The organism is Gluconobacter sp. R75690, from assembly GCF_015244525.1.
GTDB classification, from domain to species: domain Bacteria; phylum Pseudomonadota; class Alphaproteobacteria; order Acetobacterales; family Acetobacteraceae; genus Gluconobacter; species Gluconobacter potus.
Genome location: NZ_JABCQB010000001.1, coordinates 65,891 through 82,491, shown reverse-complemented (window position 1 = coordinate 82,491; position 16,601 = coordinate 65,891). Strand labels below are relative to the sequence as shown.

Sequence of the window (16,601 nt, the reverse complement as noted above, 5' to 3'; positions counted from 1 at the left end):
CCGCCCCGGTGTTCAAGTCCCTCGTTCCCATGCTCAACCGGGCCATGCCGCTGATGATGGCGGCCTTCCTTATTCTGGCAGTGATTCAGGTCGCGGTCATGCTACACCTGTCGCTGAACGGGCTATGGGCTGCCATCGAATGGGGACGGCGTTTCTATCTTCCGCTGGCAGGCATCAGTGCCCTTCTGGCAGTCACGGGACTGGCGTATGAAACGTCAGCCGAAAAACTGGCGCGTCGCGGACTGCGCCGCAGGAAAGGTCTCATCATGGATGTTCTCAGCCGTCTGACAAACCGCGGAGCCCTTGAAGAGCTCATGGCCCGCGAACAGCGCGAAACCGTCATCGACGCCGACGAACTGGCCGCCTCGCTGCGCGCCCGCGTCATCGGACAGGACCAGGTCTGCGAAGACATCGCCCAGCAGATGCGCCGCCGCCTGGCGCTTCAGGTCCGCGGCAAACCCGTCGGCATCTTCCTGCTCGCTGGCCCTCCGGGCACCGGCAAGACCTATCTGGCCAAGCAGATGGCCAAGCAGATGGAACGCCCCCTGCTGCATTTCGACATGACGCAGATGTCCAGCGCCCATGCCGCGACCCAGCTTTTCGGCTCGCCCAAGGGCTATGTGGGTTCGGACACTTTCGGCAAGCTGACCGGCGGCCTCAAGGATCATCCGGATGCCGTGGTGCTGCTCGACGAGATCGAGAAGGCCCATCCGGACGTCTTCAAGAAGTTCCTCACCGCCTGGAACGACGGCCATGTCACGGAAGCCTCCACGGGCGAGCAGGTCTCCACGACCCGCGCGATCTTCATGCTGACGTCCAACGTCGCCACCGAGGCCCTGACCGAAATCGCCGACCGTCTCGCCAACGAGCCTGAAAAGATGCGCGCCGAGTCGGTGGAGGCCCTGCGCAAGTCTGGCTTCGCGCCAGAGGTCCTCAACCGTCTGGACCGTATTTTCATTTTCCGGGCCCTGCGCGGGCTGGATCTGGCCCGCGTCGCGGCTCTCGAGATCGAGGCCATGATCGAAGGCTATGGCCTGCATGTGGAAACCGGCGGCATCGATGCCGGAGTCCTGTTCCAGGTCATGGTCAAGCAGAAGAACCTCGGCACCGGCGCGAGCGCGCGCGATCTTGTCCGTTCCATCGAGGACATGGTCAGCGAAAGCCTCATCGTCGCCCGTCAGCAGGGCGCCAAGCGCGTCCGTCTTGTCACGCAGGAGGACGGCACGGTCGTCACCGAAATCGCCAGCGACACCGAAACCCAGCTTGGCCGGGTGAGCCACTGATCCATGACGGCATTCGGACGGCTCTGGCGACGCGCGCCGCTCTGGCGCACGAGCGTGATCGTAACGGTAGGCGCGCTCGGCATGGCCGCCTTCTACCCCACCCCGGCGCTCAAAAAGGCCATGCCGTGGCTTCCGGGGCACCTGCCCGGGGCGACACCGTATAATGCAGGGTCCGGCGCGTCACAGCCGGATGGACAACAGGGCGCCCAGCCCGGTGGCGCTCCGGGTCTGGGAGACCAGATCGGCGTACCCGATCCCGGCATTACCCAACATGGTAGCATCACCATCGCCGGACGCACCCTTCCGCTTCCCGCCGGTGACTGGCATCCAATCCTGACAGCCCGGAGCGGCGCGCATGGTGAGCTGTCCCAGCAGGTTCTGGCCCGCACTGATCGCGGTGTCGTCTCCGGCGTCATCGTGGTCCGCGCCACGCAGCAGCCCGTTCCGGCCGATCTGGCAGAGCAGCTCGAAACGCCATGTCACGACGACCGCGACTATGCGGCCCATATTTCCGATAAGGCCGGCGTGTCGCAGGAATGCAGCTATACCAGCAATGCCGTGCTCGAAAACCAGAGTGTCAGCACGGATCCGTTCATCACGGCGGCATTTTCGCGGATGCGCACCCTGGGCTTTCCGATCCCGAGCCTGATGATCAATGTCGGCTGGTATTATGCCGCAGCGGCTGGCAAGGGCACCGCTCATATCGAAACGGTAGAGACGCTCGTCGCCCCCATCGAACATGGATCACGCCAGCTTCTGGCCCCGCCCCAGTACTGGAACAAGGCGTCGGTTCACAAAAACCCGGACGCCGCCCAGTTCATCGATGCTCTGGACCGCTGGATGATCGGCTGGTCCCGCGTCCTGCGTCAGGGATTTGACGGCACGCTGGATACCGGAACGCTTGTCCCGCCGCTCATCAACGATCCGTCCGCACCACGCCCGGCCTGAACCGGGCAGAACAGGACAAACCGGGCCCCTATTCAGTGGTGCCCGGTTCCTGAAAACCCACGGCCCAGCCGCCGCTCCGCCATCCGCGCCAGCCGCACAAACGGCAGTCCGAGCAGCAGATAGGCCAGACCGACCATGATCCCCGTTCCGAAATAATCGTAATAGGTTGAGGACAGCCGCACATAGGTCTGGCTCAGTTCCGTCAGCGTGATGACGGAGACAAGTGAACTGTCCTTGAGCAGCGAAATGAAATCGTTGGTCATGACCGGCACAACTGTCCGGAACGCCTGCGGCACGATCACCAGCCGCAGCGCCTGCCAGTGCGTCATGTTCAGCGCAATCGCCGCTTCCATCTGCCCCCGAGGCACGGAGAGCAGACCGGCGCGGTAGTTTTCCGCCTCATAGGCCGCGTAGTTCAGGCCCAGTGACAGCACACCCGCCATGAACGGCGACAGACGAATGCCGAAAGCTGGCAGTCCATAGAAAATGAACAGCACCTGAATCAGCAACGGCGTTCCGCGCACCACTTCGACATAGACGCCCGCCACAAAGCGCAGTGGAGCCGCACCGTAATGCCGGGCCAGCGCCAGCAGAAGCCCGAGTGCCACGGCCAGAACCATGGCGAGTGCCGACACCGCCAGCGTCATGAGCGCCGCCTGTCCGATCAGCGGCAGGAAACTCACATAACGCCGGACCAGAACATGCCAGCCGCTGCCGGTCGTATTCGCCATGGCCTGTCGATAGTGGTCCCATTCGGTTGGCGCGATATCCGGCTGGCTGTTGTCGCCCGTGTAGTTCGCCATCAGCGGCGTCCACAGGTTCCAGCGCGCCAGAATGCGGTGCAGCGTCCCATCCTGAATGATCTCGCCCAGCGCCGCATCCACCTGATCACGCAGCGCGCGGTTCTCGGGCGAGAAGGCGATCCCATATTCCATGCTCCCGATCGGCTCGCCCACGAGCTTCATGTCCGGCGAGATGCTGCCATAATAAAGGGCAATCGGCGCATCGAGCAGGATCGCATCCAGCCGTCCGTTCCGCAGATCCGAGAACGCATTCGTCTCTTCTTCATAAGAACGCACGTTCGAACCGCCCTGCCGACGCAGCATCCGCTCGGCCGTGGTGTCCTTGATCGTCCCGATGGTATGGCCCTTGAGGGCGTCCATCGTATCCAGACCGTTCTGATCGTGCCGAACAATGATGCGCTCGCTCGTCACATAATAGGGCCGCGAGAACAGGACAGCCGCCTTGTGCTCCGGCGTCATTTCGATGCCGTCCAGAACCATTCCGTACAGCCCGCGGGACAGGCCGGGGATCAGGCCATCCCAGTCATTCTGGATGAACTGCGCCTTCCGGTGCATCCGCGCGGCGATCTCGTTGACCAGTTCGTACTCGAAGCCGGTCATCCGGGACTCATGGGCCGGGTCGTGGAAGACGTAAGGCACATTCGCCTCACCGTCCGACGCCCAGAGCAGTTCCTGTGAGGCGGCAGGTGCATCCGCTAGCGCGACGGAAACGGGGCTGATGGCAAGCGCCAGCAGGAGTGCGAAAAGTTTTTTCATCACAGCAGCGTCCGCAGGAACCGGCGTGTCCGTCCCTCCTGGGGGGTGGCGAACATCAGGTCCGGATCACCGCTCTCGACGATTTCCCCGCCCTCGACAAACAGAACACGGTCCGAGGCCGCACGCGCGAACCGCATGTCATGAGTCACCACAAGCTGCGTCATGCCCTCGTCATCCAGCGCCCGCATGACGGACAGGACTTCCTCGGACAGTTCGGGATCCAACGCAGATGTCGGCTCGTCATACAGCATCACGGACGGCTTCATCGCCAGAGCGCGCGCGATAGCCGCGCGCTGCTTCTGACCGCCCGAAAGACTGTCCGGATAGCGGTCCTTCACACCCGCCAGCCCGACCTTCGCCAGGAGTTCGCAGGCGATGGACTGCGCCTCGTCGCGCGACATCTTCTTGACCTGGATCGGCGCCATCATGACGTTATCCAGCACAGTGCGATGGGGAAACAGGTTGAAGGCCTGAAACACCATGCCGACATGCGAGCGCAGCTTATGGGCCTCGGCCTCATTGGCGCGGCTCCAGTGCTTTCCCGTGCACGCGACCGTCACATCCTCGATCCGGACAGAGCCCGCATCCGGATGTTCCAGAAAATTGAGGCAGCGCAGGAACGTGGACTTGCCACATCCCGAAGGCCCGATCATCGAGATCAGTTCGCCGCGCTCCACGTCGAGCGACAGGCCCTTCAGAACCTCGTTCTCACCAAAGGACTTGGCGATACCACTCGCCTGCAGCACCAGATCAGCCAGTTCCGGAAACCCTCGACAAAAGAAACGCACGATCACATGACCGCGCAGCCCTCATAACGGACCTGCGCCAGTGTATCGAGACCTTAATACAGTGCGCGGCACAATTCATACGATCATCATATTCGCCCAACCTCGCCCCCGGCCCTTGCGAAGCACGTCCGCAGGGTCTCTAAAACAGAAAGACACACACCGGGACAGAACCGAACCCCGCATGAGACCCTTCGATGACCAGCCCGTCTGACTTCCCCACGCCCCCCGTCCCCGGACGTCTGCTCGATGTCGAGGACGTCACGGTGTTCCGTGGTGACCGGCTGGTGCTCGATGGCGTGTCGCTGACGCTGGATGCCGGGGACGCCATGATTCTGACGGGACCAAATGGTGCGGGGAAATCCACGCTCCTCCGCACGATTTCCGGTCTGCGTCGCCCCGATTCAGGGGAAGTCATCCGTTATGGCGATCTCGCCTGGCTCGGCCATCAGGATGCGCTCAAACCCGGACTGACGCTGGCGCAGAACCTGGCTCTGGCTGAAAAGCTTGGCACGAACAGTCTGCCCGATGCACTTGAGGCGCTGGACCTCACCCATCTGACCGATCTTCCGGCCCGCCTGCTGTCCTCGGGGCAGAAGCGCCGCGCCGCTTTCGCCCGCGTCATGCTCTCAGGCGCGCCGCTCTGGCTGCTTGATGAACCGACGGTCGGGCTGGATGTCGCCAGCATCGAACGTCTCGGCGCCGTCATGGCCGCCCATCGCGCCAAGGGAGGCGCCATGATCGTCACGACGCATGTGCCCCTTCCCCTCGACAATACCCGCTCCCACGAGCTGCCCTCGCTCGCGCATGTGGAATCCTTCTGGCTGTCATGACCGCTTTTCTTGCCCTGATCGACCGTGACCTCCGTCTGGCCTTCCGCTTCGGCGCCGACACGCTGGCCTCTCTGCTGTTCTTCATCCTCTGTGGCAGCCTGTTTCCCCTTGCGCTCGGCCCCTCACCGGATCTGCTGCGGCACATGGGGCCGGGGATCATCTGGGTCTGCGCCCTGCTCGCCTGCCTGTTGCCGCTGGACCGGCTGTTCGGAGCTGAACTTGAGGATGGTTCCCTTGACCTGCTGATGCTGACCGGCCCGGCCCCGGCCGCCGTGGCCTTCGCCAAGATGGCGGCTCACTGGCTGACGACCGGCCTGCCACTGCTGATCGCCAGTATTCCGCTCGGCATCATGCTCGGCGTCAAAGGCTCGGAACTTCCGCTCCTGCTGCTCGGCCTTGCGATGGGTACGATGTCTCTCTCGCTCCTCGGCGGCATGGCGGCTTCGATCGTGCTTGGCGCGCGGCGGGGCGGCGTGCTGCTGCCGCTTCTGGTCCTGCCACTCGCAACGCCAGTCCTGATCTTCGGCGCAGCCTCCTCCTATGCCGGACAGCTTGCCACGTCGCCTACCGCCAGTCTGGATCTGCTGGGAGCCTGCCTGTTCGCGTGCCTGCCCCTGTGCCCCCTCGCCGCCGGACAGGGTCTGAAGGCAGCCGTGGGCTGAAGGACATATTATACCTTACCAGGATGTCATCCGCAGGCCTTTGACGACATGACTCCTTTATGAAACGACTGGACCATATTCGTTTCAGATCGAGATCATCGTCATGCCCCAACGCCCGTCGCTCAGAAGCTCCCTTTTGTCCTGTGCAGCCCTGATGGGGCTGGGTCTCGGCATCGCTCAGGCCGAGCCGGGCTATCTGCGTGAACCCTCGATTTCCGGCCAGACCGTCCTGTTCAATGCCGAGCAGTCCGTCTGGAGCGTCCCCCTCGCCGGCGGGCAGGCCCAGCGCCTGACGACCATGCCGCAGGGGGCCAACGCCATTGATCCGCACCCCGTCATTTCCCCGGACGGCACCCAGATCGCGTTTGCCGCCAATTTCGACGGCCCGACCGAAATCTATGTTATGCCCCGCAGTGGCGGCACGCCCCGACGCCTGACCTTCGAGAACGTCGCGCGGCTGAAAATCATCGGCTGGGACGCCCATGCCGGCATTCTCTACGCCGCCCCCGCCGCCACGGGGCCGTATTACACCCAGACCGTCACCGCCATTGATCCGAAGACCAGCGCAAAGCATGTCTTCCCGCTCTCCGGCGTCAATGATGCCGCTCTCAGCCCGGACGGACGCTGGCTCTATGCCGTCCGCTTCGGCTTGGCTACGACCGGCGACCACATGCGCGCCTATCGCGGCGGCGCATTGTCCCAACTCTGGCGCTTCGATCTTCAGAACGGCAAGGAAGCCGAGCGCATCGGCACGCATGACGCCAATCTCATCCGCCCGATGCCCTGGCGCGACCGGCTGATCGTCATTTCCGACGAGAACGGCCGCTACAATCTGTGGAGCCTCGCCACCGACGGCTCGGACGCGAAACAGCTCACCCATTTCACGGATTACAGCGTCCTCGAAGCCTCCATTTCCGGCGACCATATCGTGATGCGCAAAGGCGCGGACCTGTTCGATTTCAATCTGGCGAGCGGCGAGACCACACCCGTCAAGGTGGACCTGACCTCCGACAACCTGCCCCGCAGCCCGTACTGGCTGGAGAAGCCCACGCGTTTCCTGACCGCATCGGCCATTTCCCCCAAAGGTGAGACCGCGGCCTTCACCATGCGCGGCCATGTCGTCGTCGCAGGCGCTTCGCCGCGGCGCGTCGTCGTCCTCGCAACCCCTGACAATGTGCGTCTGCGCCTCGCCCAGATCACATCGGACGGCAAATCCGTCATCGCCTTCAGCGACGTCAACGGCGATTCCGCTCTGTGGCGCTTTGCAGCAGACGGCAGCGGCAAGGGCGAGGCCATCAGCCAGCCGTCACCGACTGAACCCGTGATCCTCTCGCTTTCGCCGGACGGAAAATACGCCGCCCATACCGATCTTCTGGGGCGGCTGTGGCTGACGGATCTGTCCACGAAGGCCGACAAGCTCGTCGATAACGCCATGCAGGACGGCACCAACGTCTTCGACTCCCTGTCATGGTCGTCGGATGGTCATGTTCTGGCCTTCGTGCGTACCCGTGGTGCAAACCTGCGTCGTCAGATCGCGCTCTACGTTCCCGCCACCGGCCAGACGAACTGGGTCACGGACGGGCGCTACGAATCCTATACGCCGAGCTTCTCTCCGGACGGGAAATGGCTGTGGTTCCTTTCGGACCGCACCTTCTCGCTGTCCAATGGTTCGCCCTGGGGTGACCGCAATATCGGCCCGGCCTTCCCGAAACGGACCGGCATTTATGCTCTGGCCCTTCAGGCCGGAGAACGCTTCCCGTTCCAGCCCGCCACCGAGCTGGACCCGGCGGACAAAAAGCCCGATGCCGACAAAAAGGATGCCAAGAAGAAAGACGCCGACAAGAAAAAGCCTCTCCCCGCCATCGAATGGGCTGGCCTTGCGACACGTCTGTATCAGGCGCCTGTCCCGGCCGGGGACTATAGTGGTCTCGGCGTTTCTGACGAGTATCTGTTCACCATCGACAGCTCCGGCTCAGGCGATGGTCCGGGCGATCTGAAGTCGATCCATATCGACAATAACGAACACAAGATCGAAACCTACGCCGCCAAGATTTCGGTTTTCGACATCACGCCCGACGGCAAGACCCTGCTGACCCTCAGCCGCAAGGGGAAGAACGCTCCCGACCTGCTCCTGACGCCTGCGGGCGAAAAACAGCCCAAGGAACTGGCCGGCAAAAAAATCGAACTCGACCATCTGCGCCTGCGGATCGACCCCGGACAGGAGTGGTCGGACGAGTTCGTGGATGCCTGGCGTCTGCACCGCGACCATTACTATGACCGCGACCTGCAAGGCGTGGACTGGAAAGCCGTGCGCGCCCATTTCGCCCCCTTCGTGGACCGCCTCGGGGACCGCGCGGATCTCGACGATCTGCTCGGCCAGATGGTGGCGGAAATCGGGGCCATGCACTCGCAGCTCCACGCGCCCACGACCGTCGATCAGCCCGCGTCCAGCCTCATTGCAGGCCTTGGCGCGCATCTGACGCATGAGGACAACGGCTTCCGCATCGATCACATTTATCAGGGCGACCGCGACCTCCCGGACCAGCAGTCCCCGCTGGCGGCTCCCGGTGTGGATGCCCGTGACGGAGACCTTATCGTCGCCGTCAACGGACAGCCCACGGCGGGGCAGCCCGATCTGGGCTCGCTGCTTGCCGATCAGGCCGGAAAACAGGTTCTCCTGACGCTCTCGCGCGCCGGAAAGGAACACAAGGTCATCGTGACGCCCGTTCCTTATATGAAGGAGCGTGACCTGCGTGCGCGGGACTGGGAAGTCGGCCGGGCGGATGTCGTCGATCGCGCCAGCCACGGCCGCATCGGCTATCTGCATCTGCAGTCCATGGTCGGTGACGACATGGAAGCCTTCGCTCGCGAGTTCTATGCCAATATCGACAAGGACGGCCTGATCGTGGACGTCCGTGGCAATACGGGCGGCAATATCGACAGCTGGGTCCTGACGCAGCTCATGCGTCGCCCGTGGATGTTCTGGGGCCGCTACGGCAATGCGCCTTCGGTGGATATGCAGCAGTCCTTTCAGGGCCGTCTGATCGTCCTGTCCGATGAGATGACCTATTCGGACGGCGAGACCTTCTCGCAGGGCATCAAGTCCCTGCATATCGCCCCGCTGCTTGGTGAGCGTACGGCAGGTGCTGGCGTCTGGCTGTCTGACGGGGATCGCCTGATCGACAACGGCAACGCCCGCACGGCCGAGAACCCGTATTTCGACCTGAACGGACATTGGCTGGTCGAGAACAAAGGTGTCTCTCCGGATATCGAGGTTGAGAACATGCCGGTCGCCACCTTCAACGGGCAGGACCAGCAGCTCGACGCCGCCATCGCCTGGCTCCGCAAGGACATGGCCGACCATCCGCGCCCGGTCCTCAAGCCCGAGGCCTTTCCGGTGCAGCAGCCCGCTGCCCCTCGTTAATCCTGAAAGGTTCTGATGGATCGGCAGAGTGCTGATCCATCAGGGTACAACGACATGCCGGCTGTCAGAGCAGTCATCAGATCTGTTGATGGATCAATGAAATCAGGTCAGACCCGATGATGGAATTTTCGTTAGCGGTTCTGGCTGCGGTTTCAGTTCTTCTATTTGTGTATATTATATTCAATCATAGAAATATCTTCATTTATAAAAGTATATTTGCCAATATAATTCTATTATTTCTTATAATTCTTCTGTTTCTAATCATATTTTATGCTTTTTATATAATTTATCTTCTTATTTCATAATCCAATAGAACACGGCAAATAACAGCACACTATATGAACCAGGATTCAGAGCATCCGGTCCATGATGCTGTCCTTGCGACCATAGCGATGAAGCAGCGCCGCGATCACATGCCCGGCGATCAGCATCCCCAGAACCCATGACGAGAACTGGTGCAGCACATTCACCAGCGGCACGAAAACCGGTGCCTTGTGCGCCAGAGGCGGCAGATTGACGACCCACATCATCGGGATCGGCAGGCCATGAACCGAACTCCGCACCCATCCCGTCAGCGGCACGACCAGCATCATCGCATACAGTCCGAAATGCCCGACCTGAACCGCCAGACGCTCCTCTTCAGGGATCTCCGCCGACATGGCGGGAGGACGATGCGTCGCCCGCCAGACAAGCCGCAGGACCGTGAGGACGATGATGAACGGTCCAATCTCCTTGTGGATCAGCAGCAGGAGCGCCTTCTGGGGCGTCGCCGCATGCGGCATGATCCGCCCCACATAAAACCCGAGCAGCCACAGCGGAATGATGATCGCCGCCATGCTCCAGTGAAATATCCTGGCCACAAGGGAATAACGCTGGATCGGCGGAAGGGTCTTGTCCATGAAACGGCAGCACTCCGGAAGAACGGTTCCGCTTTCTATAACCCGTTCCCTGGCCGGAACACACGTTGCGCCGGGTTACGGATTTTCAAGCGGAAGCAGGACGGCTAGGACACCTGCACACTCTCACAGGAACACCCGACCGCCATGCTGACACTGCTGTACACGCGCATTACCGAACTCGCCGCGTCTCCGCGCGCCGTATGGTGGCTGGTCATTGTCGCGATGGCGGAAGCTTCGGTCTTTCCGCTACCGGTGGACCTGATGCTCGTGCCCATGCTGCTTGCCAATCGCGAACGGGCCTGGTTTCTGGCTCTGGTCTGCACACTCGCCAGCGTCGCGGGCGGGCTGATCGGCTGGGTCCTCGGCGCGTTCCTCATGGAACATATCGGCATGCCGATCGCGCATTTCTATCATGCCGATCAGCGCATCCTGAACCTTGAGGCCATGTTCCGCCATTACGGCGTGTGGATCATTCTCGCCAAGGGCCTGACCCCGCTCCCCTACAAGTTCGTCACGCTGGCGGCCGGTGCCGCCCATTTCTCCCTGCTGCCCTTCATCGCCGCCAGTATCGTCACCCGCGGCGCCCGCTTCTTCCTCGAAGCCGCGCTGCTCCGCACGTTCGGCGAACCCATCCGCGACTTCATTGAAAAGCGTCTGGCCCTCGTCCTCTTCGCAGTCCTGCTCCTGATCGCAGCTGGTATCATTCTGATCGAGATTTTTTAAAAAATAATTTATTAAATAAGCTCTCCGGGCCCTCGACACCCTTTGGAAAGGGGGTCGCAAATAGCGAAAATATTGCAATTCACAATAGTACTACAGCCTTAAGTTAATTTTTTACAATCAAAATATTTCTTGCATAATCCCAGACAAATAGCGGAACCCCGCAAATGCCCCCCGAAAAAACGGTGCGCAGCCCCTAAAATCCGTATTGAGAATACATCTCATAAACCACGGAAGACATATTTTGTTTGTGAAATACAATCAATTTTTGTCTAAATAAAGTAGCGATAAAGTAACCTATATTTGAGTTAATTTTTTGTTGAGCAGAATCGAAAAATTGTGAGAGTTATATAAGTCTTGTTTTTATATCGCTAACAAAATGCAGGATAAAATCAGGACGGATGTTAGTGCAATCCTAACACAAAAGGGGAAGTATCATGACTTCATATCCCGGTACCAACACCACTTATACCGTTACTCAGTCTGACCTTCTGGGCTTATTGCAGAATGTCACCATTAAAGACAGTTCTGGCACTACCATCACCACACTGTCCAATGTTCCAACAGGTAATATCGTCACTGGGTCCGATTCTGTTGTCGTTCTGGCCAGCCTTCTGAGTGGAACCTATGTCAGTGTTCCCGGATCAACCGGCGATATTGATATTCTTCTCAATGCACTCAGTGCCGTGAATTTCTATATTGGCGGCGACACGACTGTCACTCTAGGCGTCAGCGCTGTATCAGGACTGACACTGAATGTCGTTGGTGGAGAACTGACCTTCTCAAGCGGCCTTATTGCCAGCGCGCTTCAGGGCTCCACCATCAACATCAGTGAGGGCGGTTCCTACGTTTCCGGGTCAAATCTCGCCAGCGTCCTGACCGGCTCCACAATCAATTTCGGTACCGGCGGCGGAACCCTGATCCTCAATGGCGGCGGTACGCTCATTAACCTGAGCGGCACATCGATCACCAACTACAACCCGGCCAAGGACACGATCGAACTTCAGAATACGGTTACCGAAATTACCGGATATACAATAGCCGGGAGCGGTTCCTCACGCACGATCACGCTCTATGGCGGGAATGGCAATACCGAAATCGCCACCTATACTGTCACGCTGGCCAGCGGCACCACACTCGCAACCGGCACCTACAATGCCCTGAGCACAGACAATAACCCGCTCAGCATCACCTATTCCGACGGTAACACCTATATTGGCGTCTGCTTCCTTGCTGACTCCATGATCCGCACGCCGTCCGGCGAAACCCCGATCCAGGACATCCGCACGGGCGACGAGATCCTCGTATGGCACGAGGGCACACCCGTTGTCCGCGAAGTCATCTGGACCGGCTGGCGACAGGCCACCACCAACCCGTTCCTGCCGGATGACCAGGCGGGTTATCCCATCCGCATCCTCGCCAACGCCATTTCGGAAAATGTCCCTTACAAGGACATGCTGATCACAGCGGAACACTGCCTGTTCATGGACGGCCGCTTTGTCCCCGCCCGAATGCTCGTAAACGGCAGTTCCATCTTCTACGACCGGTCCCTGACCTCCTACGAATACTTCCACCTCGAGACCAGGGAGCATTCCGTCATCATGGCTGACGGCATGCTGACCGAAAGCTATCTCGATACAGGCAACCGTCACACCTTCCGGCAGGACGGAAAAATCCTTGCCATCGGTGGCCAGCATAAAAGCTGGGACGATGCCGCTGCCCCTCTGGAAGTTAGCCGGGCTTTTGTCGAACCCCTCTATCGGCAGATCGAAACCCGCGCTCTCACCCACTGCCAGCTGGACAGATCAATGGCAAACAGGGTCCACGCCCCGCAGACCACAGAAGATCCCGACCTGCATCTCCTCGCGTCAGACGGTCAGATCATCTATCCGATGCGACAGACAAAAGACCGAACCCTGTTCATGATCCCGCCGGGAATCAGCTCGGTCAAGCTCATGTCCCGCGTGTCGCGCCCGTGTGACACGGTCGGCCCCTTTGTTGATGACCGCCGCGCCCTTGGCGTTCTCGTGGGCGATATCGTGTTTTTCGATTCAGGAAACACCACCGACCTCGAAGCTCATCTGGAGCATCAGCCCCTCGACGGATGGGCAGGCCCGGAAAATGCACGCTGCCGCTGGACGACCGGTAACGGTCTCATCCCGCTCGGTGAGCGTGCCCCCCTTCATTTCGGCGTCCTTTCCATCACCATCCTGGCGACGAATACCTATTTTACGGATACTGCCCTTCCTGAGGAACAGACCGCTCGGCGGGCCTGAAGGTATAAGAAAACCATTCCGGGATCTTCTCACGGCTCCATCTGCGACCGTGAGAAGATCTACGGTCCTTCATACGGACCCACAGCAACGGAACAAAAAAAGCCCCGGTCCAGGCCGGGGCTTTTTTTGTTCCGTATCTTTTAGTTCAGGGCCATTCGCTCATGCGCCATGGCCTGTTCTTCCCCGAAGGACGGCCATTCAGACCGCGTCAGTGCCTTCAGCGAGGGAGAGGGCAGCCCCATGCGGTGCGCATAAAGCCACGTGTAGGTCAGGGCGCGATGGACATAGTCCCGCGTTTCCCCGTTGGGGAGCGTTTCCATAAAGAACAGTGGATCGTGCATGTCCGCCTTCTGCGCGCCTTCCCAGCGGGCAATGGCCCCCGGGCCGGCATTATAGGAGGCCAGAACCCGGACCAGATCACCGCCTTCGGGAGGCGTAACGGTTGCGACCCGGCTGGACTGGTTCGCCAGATACAGCACGTAGAGCTGCCCGATTTCCAGATTGGAGGACGGGTTATGCAGACGACTGACCATATCCGGCGCAACCGGGATCACCGCCACGCCATGCGAGTCATACGTCATATGCGACGCGGTGACGAAGCTGGCCGTTACGGGACGGATCTGCATGAGGCCATGCGCTCCGGCACCTGACGTCGCCGAGGGGTCAAAGTTGGATTCAACCCGCGTCAGCGCATAAACCAGCGCCGGGTTCATCCTGAAGCCATGGCTGGGCTTCAGGGACGGCAGGGGAAGCGGCGTCGGCTTCGTTACCTGCGCTTCCTGATGCATGATGAGAGAGGCGAGCTGTTCGGACAGATCTTCATAACCCGCCGCCTGCGCCACGAGCTGAAGCGAGCGGGACCGCGCGCTGTCATCCGCAACATCGATCCACATCCGCCGGATCAGGTTCTCAGCCCGCATCCGCTCGCCGACCTGCAGCAGAGCGAAGAGCTGACGCCCCTGCGGAAGGGCCCCGACTGCCTCGACGTCGATTTCCGCAAGAACGGGCACCGGATCGTGCAGCGTGATCTCCACGCCGCCATCCGGCAGGCGCGCATGACCGTGCCGTCCAAGCTCAAGCGTCTGGGACGCCAGAATACCGTAGAAGGTCTCGTGGTGAATGGCGGCGCGATGGAGCCATTTCACATAGCCGACCATGTCATGACGCCGCCCTTCGGCACGTGCGGCCCAGAAGGCAGCGGCCGCGCGGAGTTCCACCGTCGTGACAGGCGCGTTGGCTGCGGACTGGAACAGGTCGTAGGCCGCCTCGATATGGCCTTCACGCCAGGCCGCCAGACCCGCAACATAAGCGGGCAGGCCCACCTGACTGTTGCCACGGCCAAATCCCGCGCTGCCCTGCCGCAGGGCCAGCAGGGTTTCGCCCTGGGACAGCAGTCCAAGAGCCACCTCCCCATAAAGCTGGGCGGCATAGGGCGCCGTCATGCCCGGCGTGATATCCACAAGATGAAGCGCGCTTTCCGCCCCCCGCACACCGGAGAGCACCCGTTCCTGAACCGTCCGGTCCAGAAGCGGATTACGCACAAAAGCATGGAGCAGGGGATCAACCGGAGCAGATATGCCCTTCACGTCTTCAGCCCGCGCATCAGCGGCGAGCGGACGGACAAAGGACTGGGGCTGCACCGTTCCCGGAAGCGCGATTTTCAGGAGCAGGGCCTGAATACTGGCGGCATCGGGCTGGGAGGCATAGTCATGCAGCCATTCCCGAAGCTGTTCGACGGCCGGATGGGCGCCTGGCGCCAGATAGCGCTCGGCCAGCACATCCGGCAGCAGGACATGATCCGTCACAAGGCGCATCTGGTCCTGAACGATCCGGACATTGCCTTCCCGCTGGGCCTGGAAGATCAGCCGGTAGCGGCTGGCCATTGTCGCGGTGAGCGGATGGGGAAGCGAGACGATACCATCCCCGCCCAGAGACGGGCGGGCTTCGGCAAAAGCGGTCTCATCCCCCACCGGCTCCGGCTGGGGGGGAAGGTTTCGTGTGCTTTCCGCACGCGCCGGGGACAGTGAGCCACCAGCCAGAATCAGCACGCTGACGAGCAAAGCCCGTGCGTTACTGCCAGAAATGAAAGGGGTTGTCCTTCGCATAGCAGCGGGTTGCTACCCGCTTTGCATGCCGTTGGCAAGAACTTGTTAAGATTGATGCAGCCTTGGACTGGGCAATGATATAACCCAACCTCAAAACAATCCAGTGGCAAACGCCTGTCCTGGCGCGTTTTTTTACGTTTTCCCGAAGTTTTTTGACGATGCCATTTGTACCGGTTCGGTCCTCATCCCTCCGGAGCCAGTTTCTCCATCAGAATCAGCAGATCCTGCCACGCATTCCGCCGCGCAGCCGCACTGGCCCGCAGTTGAAGCGGGTGCCGCATCGGCAGAAGTGGAACCGGAGTCGCAAGCCCCGGAACCGGAACCTCCGTCCACTTCCCGCGCAACCGTCCAACAGCCGCATCCGGCCCCAGCAGCATCTTCAGGGGCGTCACGCCCATCGTCACCAGAAAGCGGGGCCGACACAGGGCAATCGTCCGCAGCAGGAGCGGATGGCAGGCCTGCATCTCCGTATCGCTGGGAGTCCGGCCGCCCGGCGGTCGCCACGGCAGAGCCGGCGCCATGGAGATCTGCCCCCGCTCCAGCCCGGCTGACCGCAGCATCTTCTCCAGAAGCGATCCCGCCTCTCCCGCAAAAAGCGTGCCGGACCGGTCCTCGTCTGCATCGGGCGCCTCGCCGATCAGCATGAAGGGGGCGTCTTCCACAAAGACCGGTTCCAGCCGGTGCGTGGCAGTCCGGGCCAGAAACAGGTCGTCCGGTGCCTCTGTCAGCCGCATCAGGGTCGGAAGATCAGGCGCCTTCTCCAGCGCCTGCAGGGAGAGGCTCCCCGTTGCCGCTCCGGTAACCTTTGCGCCGGCCGGACGCGTACCATCCCACATTTCCGGCGAAGGCCGCGCAGCCGTCCGCTGTCCCTCGCCCTCACGCTGCGGCATGGAAGCGGGCAGCCGCGGGGCCGCCTCGGAGAGACGGTCCACGGGCAGTTCGCACAGAGCCTCGTCGGCTCCCCATTCATACTGAAGCTGGAGCGCGGCCAGAAGTTCGGCCCGGCTCACAACCGGCTGGGGCGTCATGATCTATCCGTTCTGGTTGCCTCCGGGCCGGCAGCCCTGCCCTCACGGAAAAGGAGGAGCAGTTGGCGTCAGGCCTCAA

12 protein-coding genes are annotated in these 16,601 nt (G+C 61.2%); 7 read left to right on the top strand and 5 right to left on the bottom strand.

The features are described from left to right. Window positions 1-29 precede the first annotated feature (29 nt). Entirely contained in the window at window positions 30-1,283 is a 1,254-nt protein-coding gene (locus tag HKD27_RS00410) for an AAA family ATPase (protein WP_034954447.1), read from the top strand. 3 nt (window positions 1,284-1,286) lie between these two features. Continuing rightward, a complete protein-coding gene (locus HKD27_RS00405) occupies window positions 1,287-2,231 on the top strand; it encodes a hypothetical protein (RefSeq protein ID WP_194688294.1) in 945 nt (314 codons plus the stop codon). A gap of 32 nt (window positions 2,232-2,263) precedes the next feature. On the opposite strand, the gene HKD27_RS00400 is transcribed toward HKD27_RS00405, so the two are convergent. Together HKD27_RS00400 and HKD27_RS00395 are read right to left on the bottom strand one after the other, a co-directional pair. Continuing rightward, the gene (locus HKD27_RS00400) at window positions 2,264-3,790 is read right to left on the bottom strand and encodes an ABC transporter substrate-binding protein/permease (protein ID WP_194688295.1); all 1,527 of its coding nucleotides are present in this window, start codon (window positions 3,788-3,790) and stop codon (window positions 2,264-2,266) included. After that, complete coding sequence (locus HKD27_RS00395; protein ID WP_370544208.1) at window positions 3,790-4,584, bottom strand: amino acid ABC transporter ATP-binding protein; 795 nt, start codon at window positions 4,582-4,584, stop codon at window positions 3,790-3,792. Before HKD27_RS00395 ends, HKD27_RS00400 begins: the two co-directional genes overlap by 1 nt. 188 nt (window positions 4,585-4,772) lie before the next feature. Here HKD27_RS00395 and ccmA point away from each other — a divergent pair, with 188 nt between their 5' ends. The 3 genes from ccmA (at window position 4,773) to HKD27_RS00380 (ending at window position 9,494) form a co-directional block, all read left to right on the top strand. Further along, complete coding sequence (gene ccmA / locus HKD27_RS00390) at window positions 4,773-5,408, top strand: heme ABC exporter ATP-binding protein CcmA (protein WP_194264308.1); 636 nt, start codon at window positions 4,773-4,775, stop codon at window positions 5,406-5,408. Beyond that, complete coding sequence (ccmB, locus tag HKD27_RS00385) at window positions 5,405-6,070, top strand: heme exporter protein CcmB (RefSeq protein WP_194264309.1); 666 nt, start codon at window positions 5,405-5,407, stop codon at window positions 6,068-6,070. Before ccmA ends, ccmB begins: the two co-directional genes overlap by 4 nt. Window positions 6,071-6,173: 103 nt before the next feature. Continuing rightward, window positions 6,174-9,494 carry a S41 family peptidase gene (locus HKD27_RS00380; protein ID WP_228518257.1) on the top strand — a complete coding sequence of 1,107 codons (3,321 nt, stop codon included), beginning with the start codon at window positions 6,174-6,176 and terminating at the stop codon, window positions 9,492-9,494. A gap of 350 nt (window positions 9,495-9,844) precedes the next feature. Here the strand turns inward: HKD27_RS00380 and HKD27_RS00375 are convergent, their stop codons facing one another. Continuing rightward, entirely contained in the window at window positions 9,845-10,393 is a 549-nt protein-coding gene (locus tag HKD27_RS00375; protein WP_194688296.1) for a cytochrome b, read from the bottom strand. Between the two features lie 144 nt (window positions 10,394-10,537). On the opposite strand from HKD27_RS00375, the gene HKD27_RS00370 reads away from it, so the two are divergent. Further along, the gene (locus tag HKD27_RS00370; RefSeq protein WP_194688297.1) at window positions 10,538-11,116 is read left to right on the top strand and encodes a YqaA family protein; all 579 of its coding nucleotides are present in this window, start codon (window positions 10,538-10,540) and stop codon (window positions 11,114-11,116) included. A 434-nt stretch (window positions 11,117-11,550) separates the two neighbouring features. Further along, complete coding sequence (locus HKD27_RS00365) at window positions 11,551-13,389, top strand: Hint domain-containing protein (protein ID WP_228518258.1); 1,839 nt, start codon at window positions 11,551-11,553, stop codon at window positions 13,387-13,389. A gap of 140 nt (window positions 13,390-13,529) precedes the next feature. On the opposite strand, the gene HKD27_RS00360 is transcribed toward HKD27_RS00365, so the two are convergent. Then, window positions 13,530-15,494: a transglycosylase SLT domain-containing protein gene (locus HKD27_RS00360; protein ID WP_194688298.1), complete on the bottom strand. Its 1,965-nt coding sequence runs from the start codon at window positions 15,492-15,494 to the stop codon at window positions 13,530-13,532. Window positions 15,495-15,676: 182 nt separating this feature from the next. Beyond that, window positions 15,677-16,522, bottom strand: coding sequence for a uracil-DNA glycosylase (locus tag HKD27_RS00355; RefSeq protein ID WP_194688299.1), 846 nt, complete (start codon window positions 16,520-16,522; stop codon window positions 15,677-15,679). Window positions 16,523-16,601 lie beyond the last annotated feature (79 nt).

What these genes read in the sequence shown, in the direction of transcription:
- HKD27_RS00410 (WP_034954447.1), top strand. Translation starts at nt 30, where the DNA reads ATGCTCAACCGGGCCATGCCGCTGATGATGGCGGCCTTCCTTATTCTG.
- HKD27_RS00405 (WP_194688294.1), top strand. Translation starts at nt 1,287, where the DNA reads ATGACGGCATTCGGACGGCTCTGGCGACGCGCGCCGCTCTGGCGCACG.
- HKD27_RS00400 (WP_194688295.1), bottom strand. Translation starts at nt 3,790, where the DNA reads ATGAAAAAACTTTTCGCACTCCTGCTGGCGCTTGCCATCAGCCCCGTT.
- ccmA (WP_194264308.1), top strand. Translation starts at nt 4,773, where the DNA reads ATGACCAGCCCGTCTGACTTCCCCACGCCCCCCGTCCCCGGACGTCTG.
- ccmB (WP_194264309.1), top strand. Translation starts at nt 5,405, where the DNA reads ATGACCGCTTTTCTTGCCCTGATCGACCGTGACCTCCGTCTGGCCTTC.
- HKD27_RS00380 (WP_228518257.1), top strand. Translation starts at nt 6,174, where the DNA reads ATGCCCCAACGCCCGTCGCTCAGAAGCTCCCTTTTGTCCTGTGCAGCC.
- HKD27_RS00375 (WP_194688296.1), bottom strand. Translation starts at nt 10,393, where the DNA reads ATGGACAAGACCCTTCCGCCGATCCAGCGTTATTCCCTTGTGGCCAGG.
- HKD27_RS00370 (WP_194688297.1), top strand. Translation starts at nt 10,538, where the DNA reads ATGCTGACACTGCTGTACACGCGCATTACCGAACTCGCCGCGTCTCCG.
- HKD27_RS00365 (WP_228518258.1), top strand. Translation starts at nt 11,551, where the DNA reads ATGACTTCATATCCCGGTACCAACACCACTTATACCGTTACTCAGTCT.
- HKD27_RS00360 (WP_194688298.1), bottom strand. Translation starts at nt 15,494, where the DNA reads ATGCGAAGGACAACCCCTTTCATTTCTGGCAGTAACGCACGGGCTTTG.
- HKD27_RS00355 (WP_194688299.1), bottom strand. Translation starts at nt 16,522, where the DNA reads ATGACGCCCCAGCCGGTTGTGAGCCGGGCCGAACTTCTGGCCGCGCTC.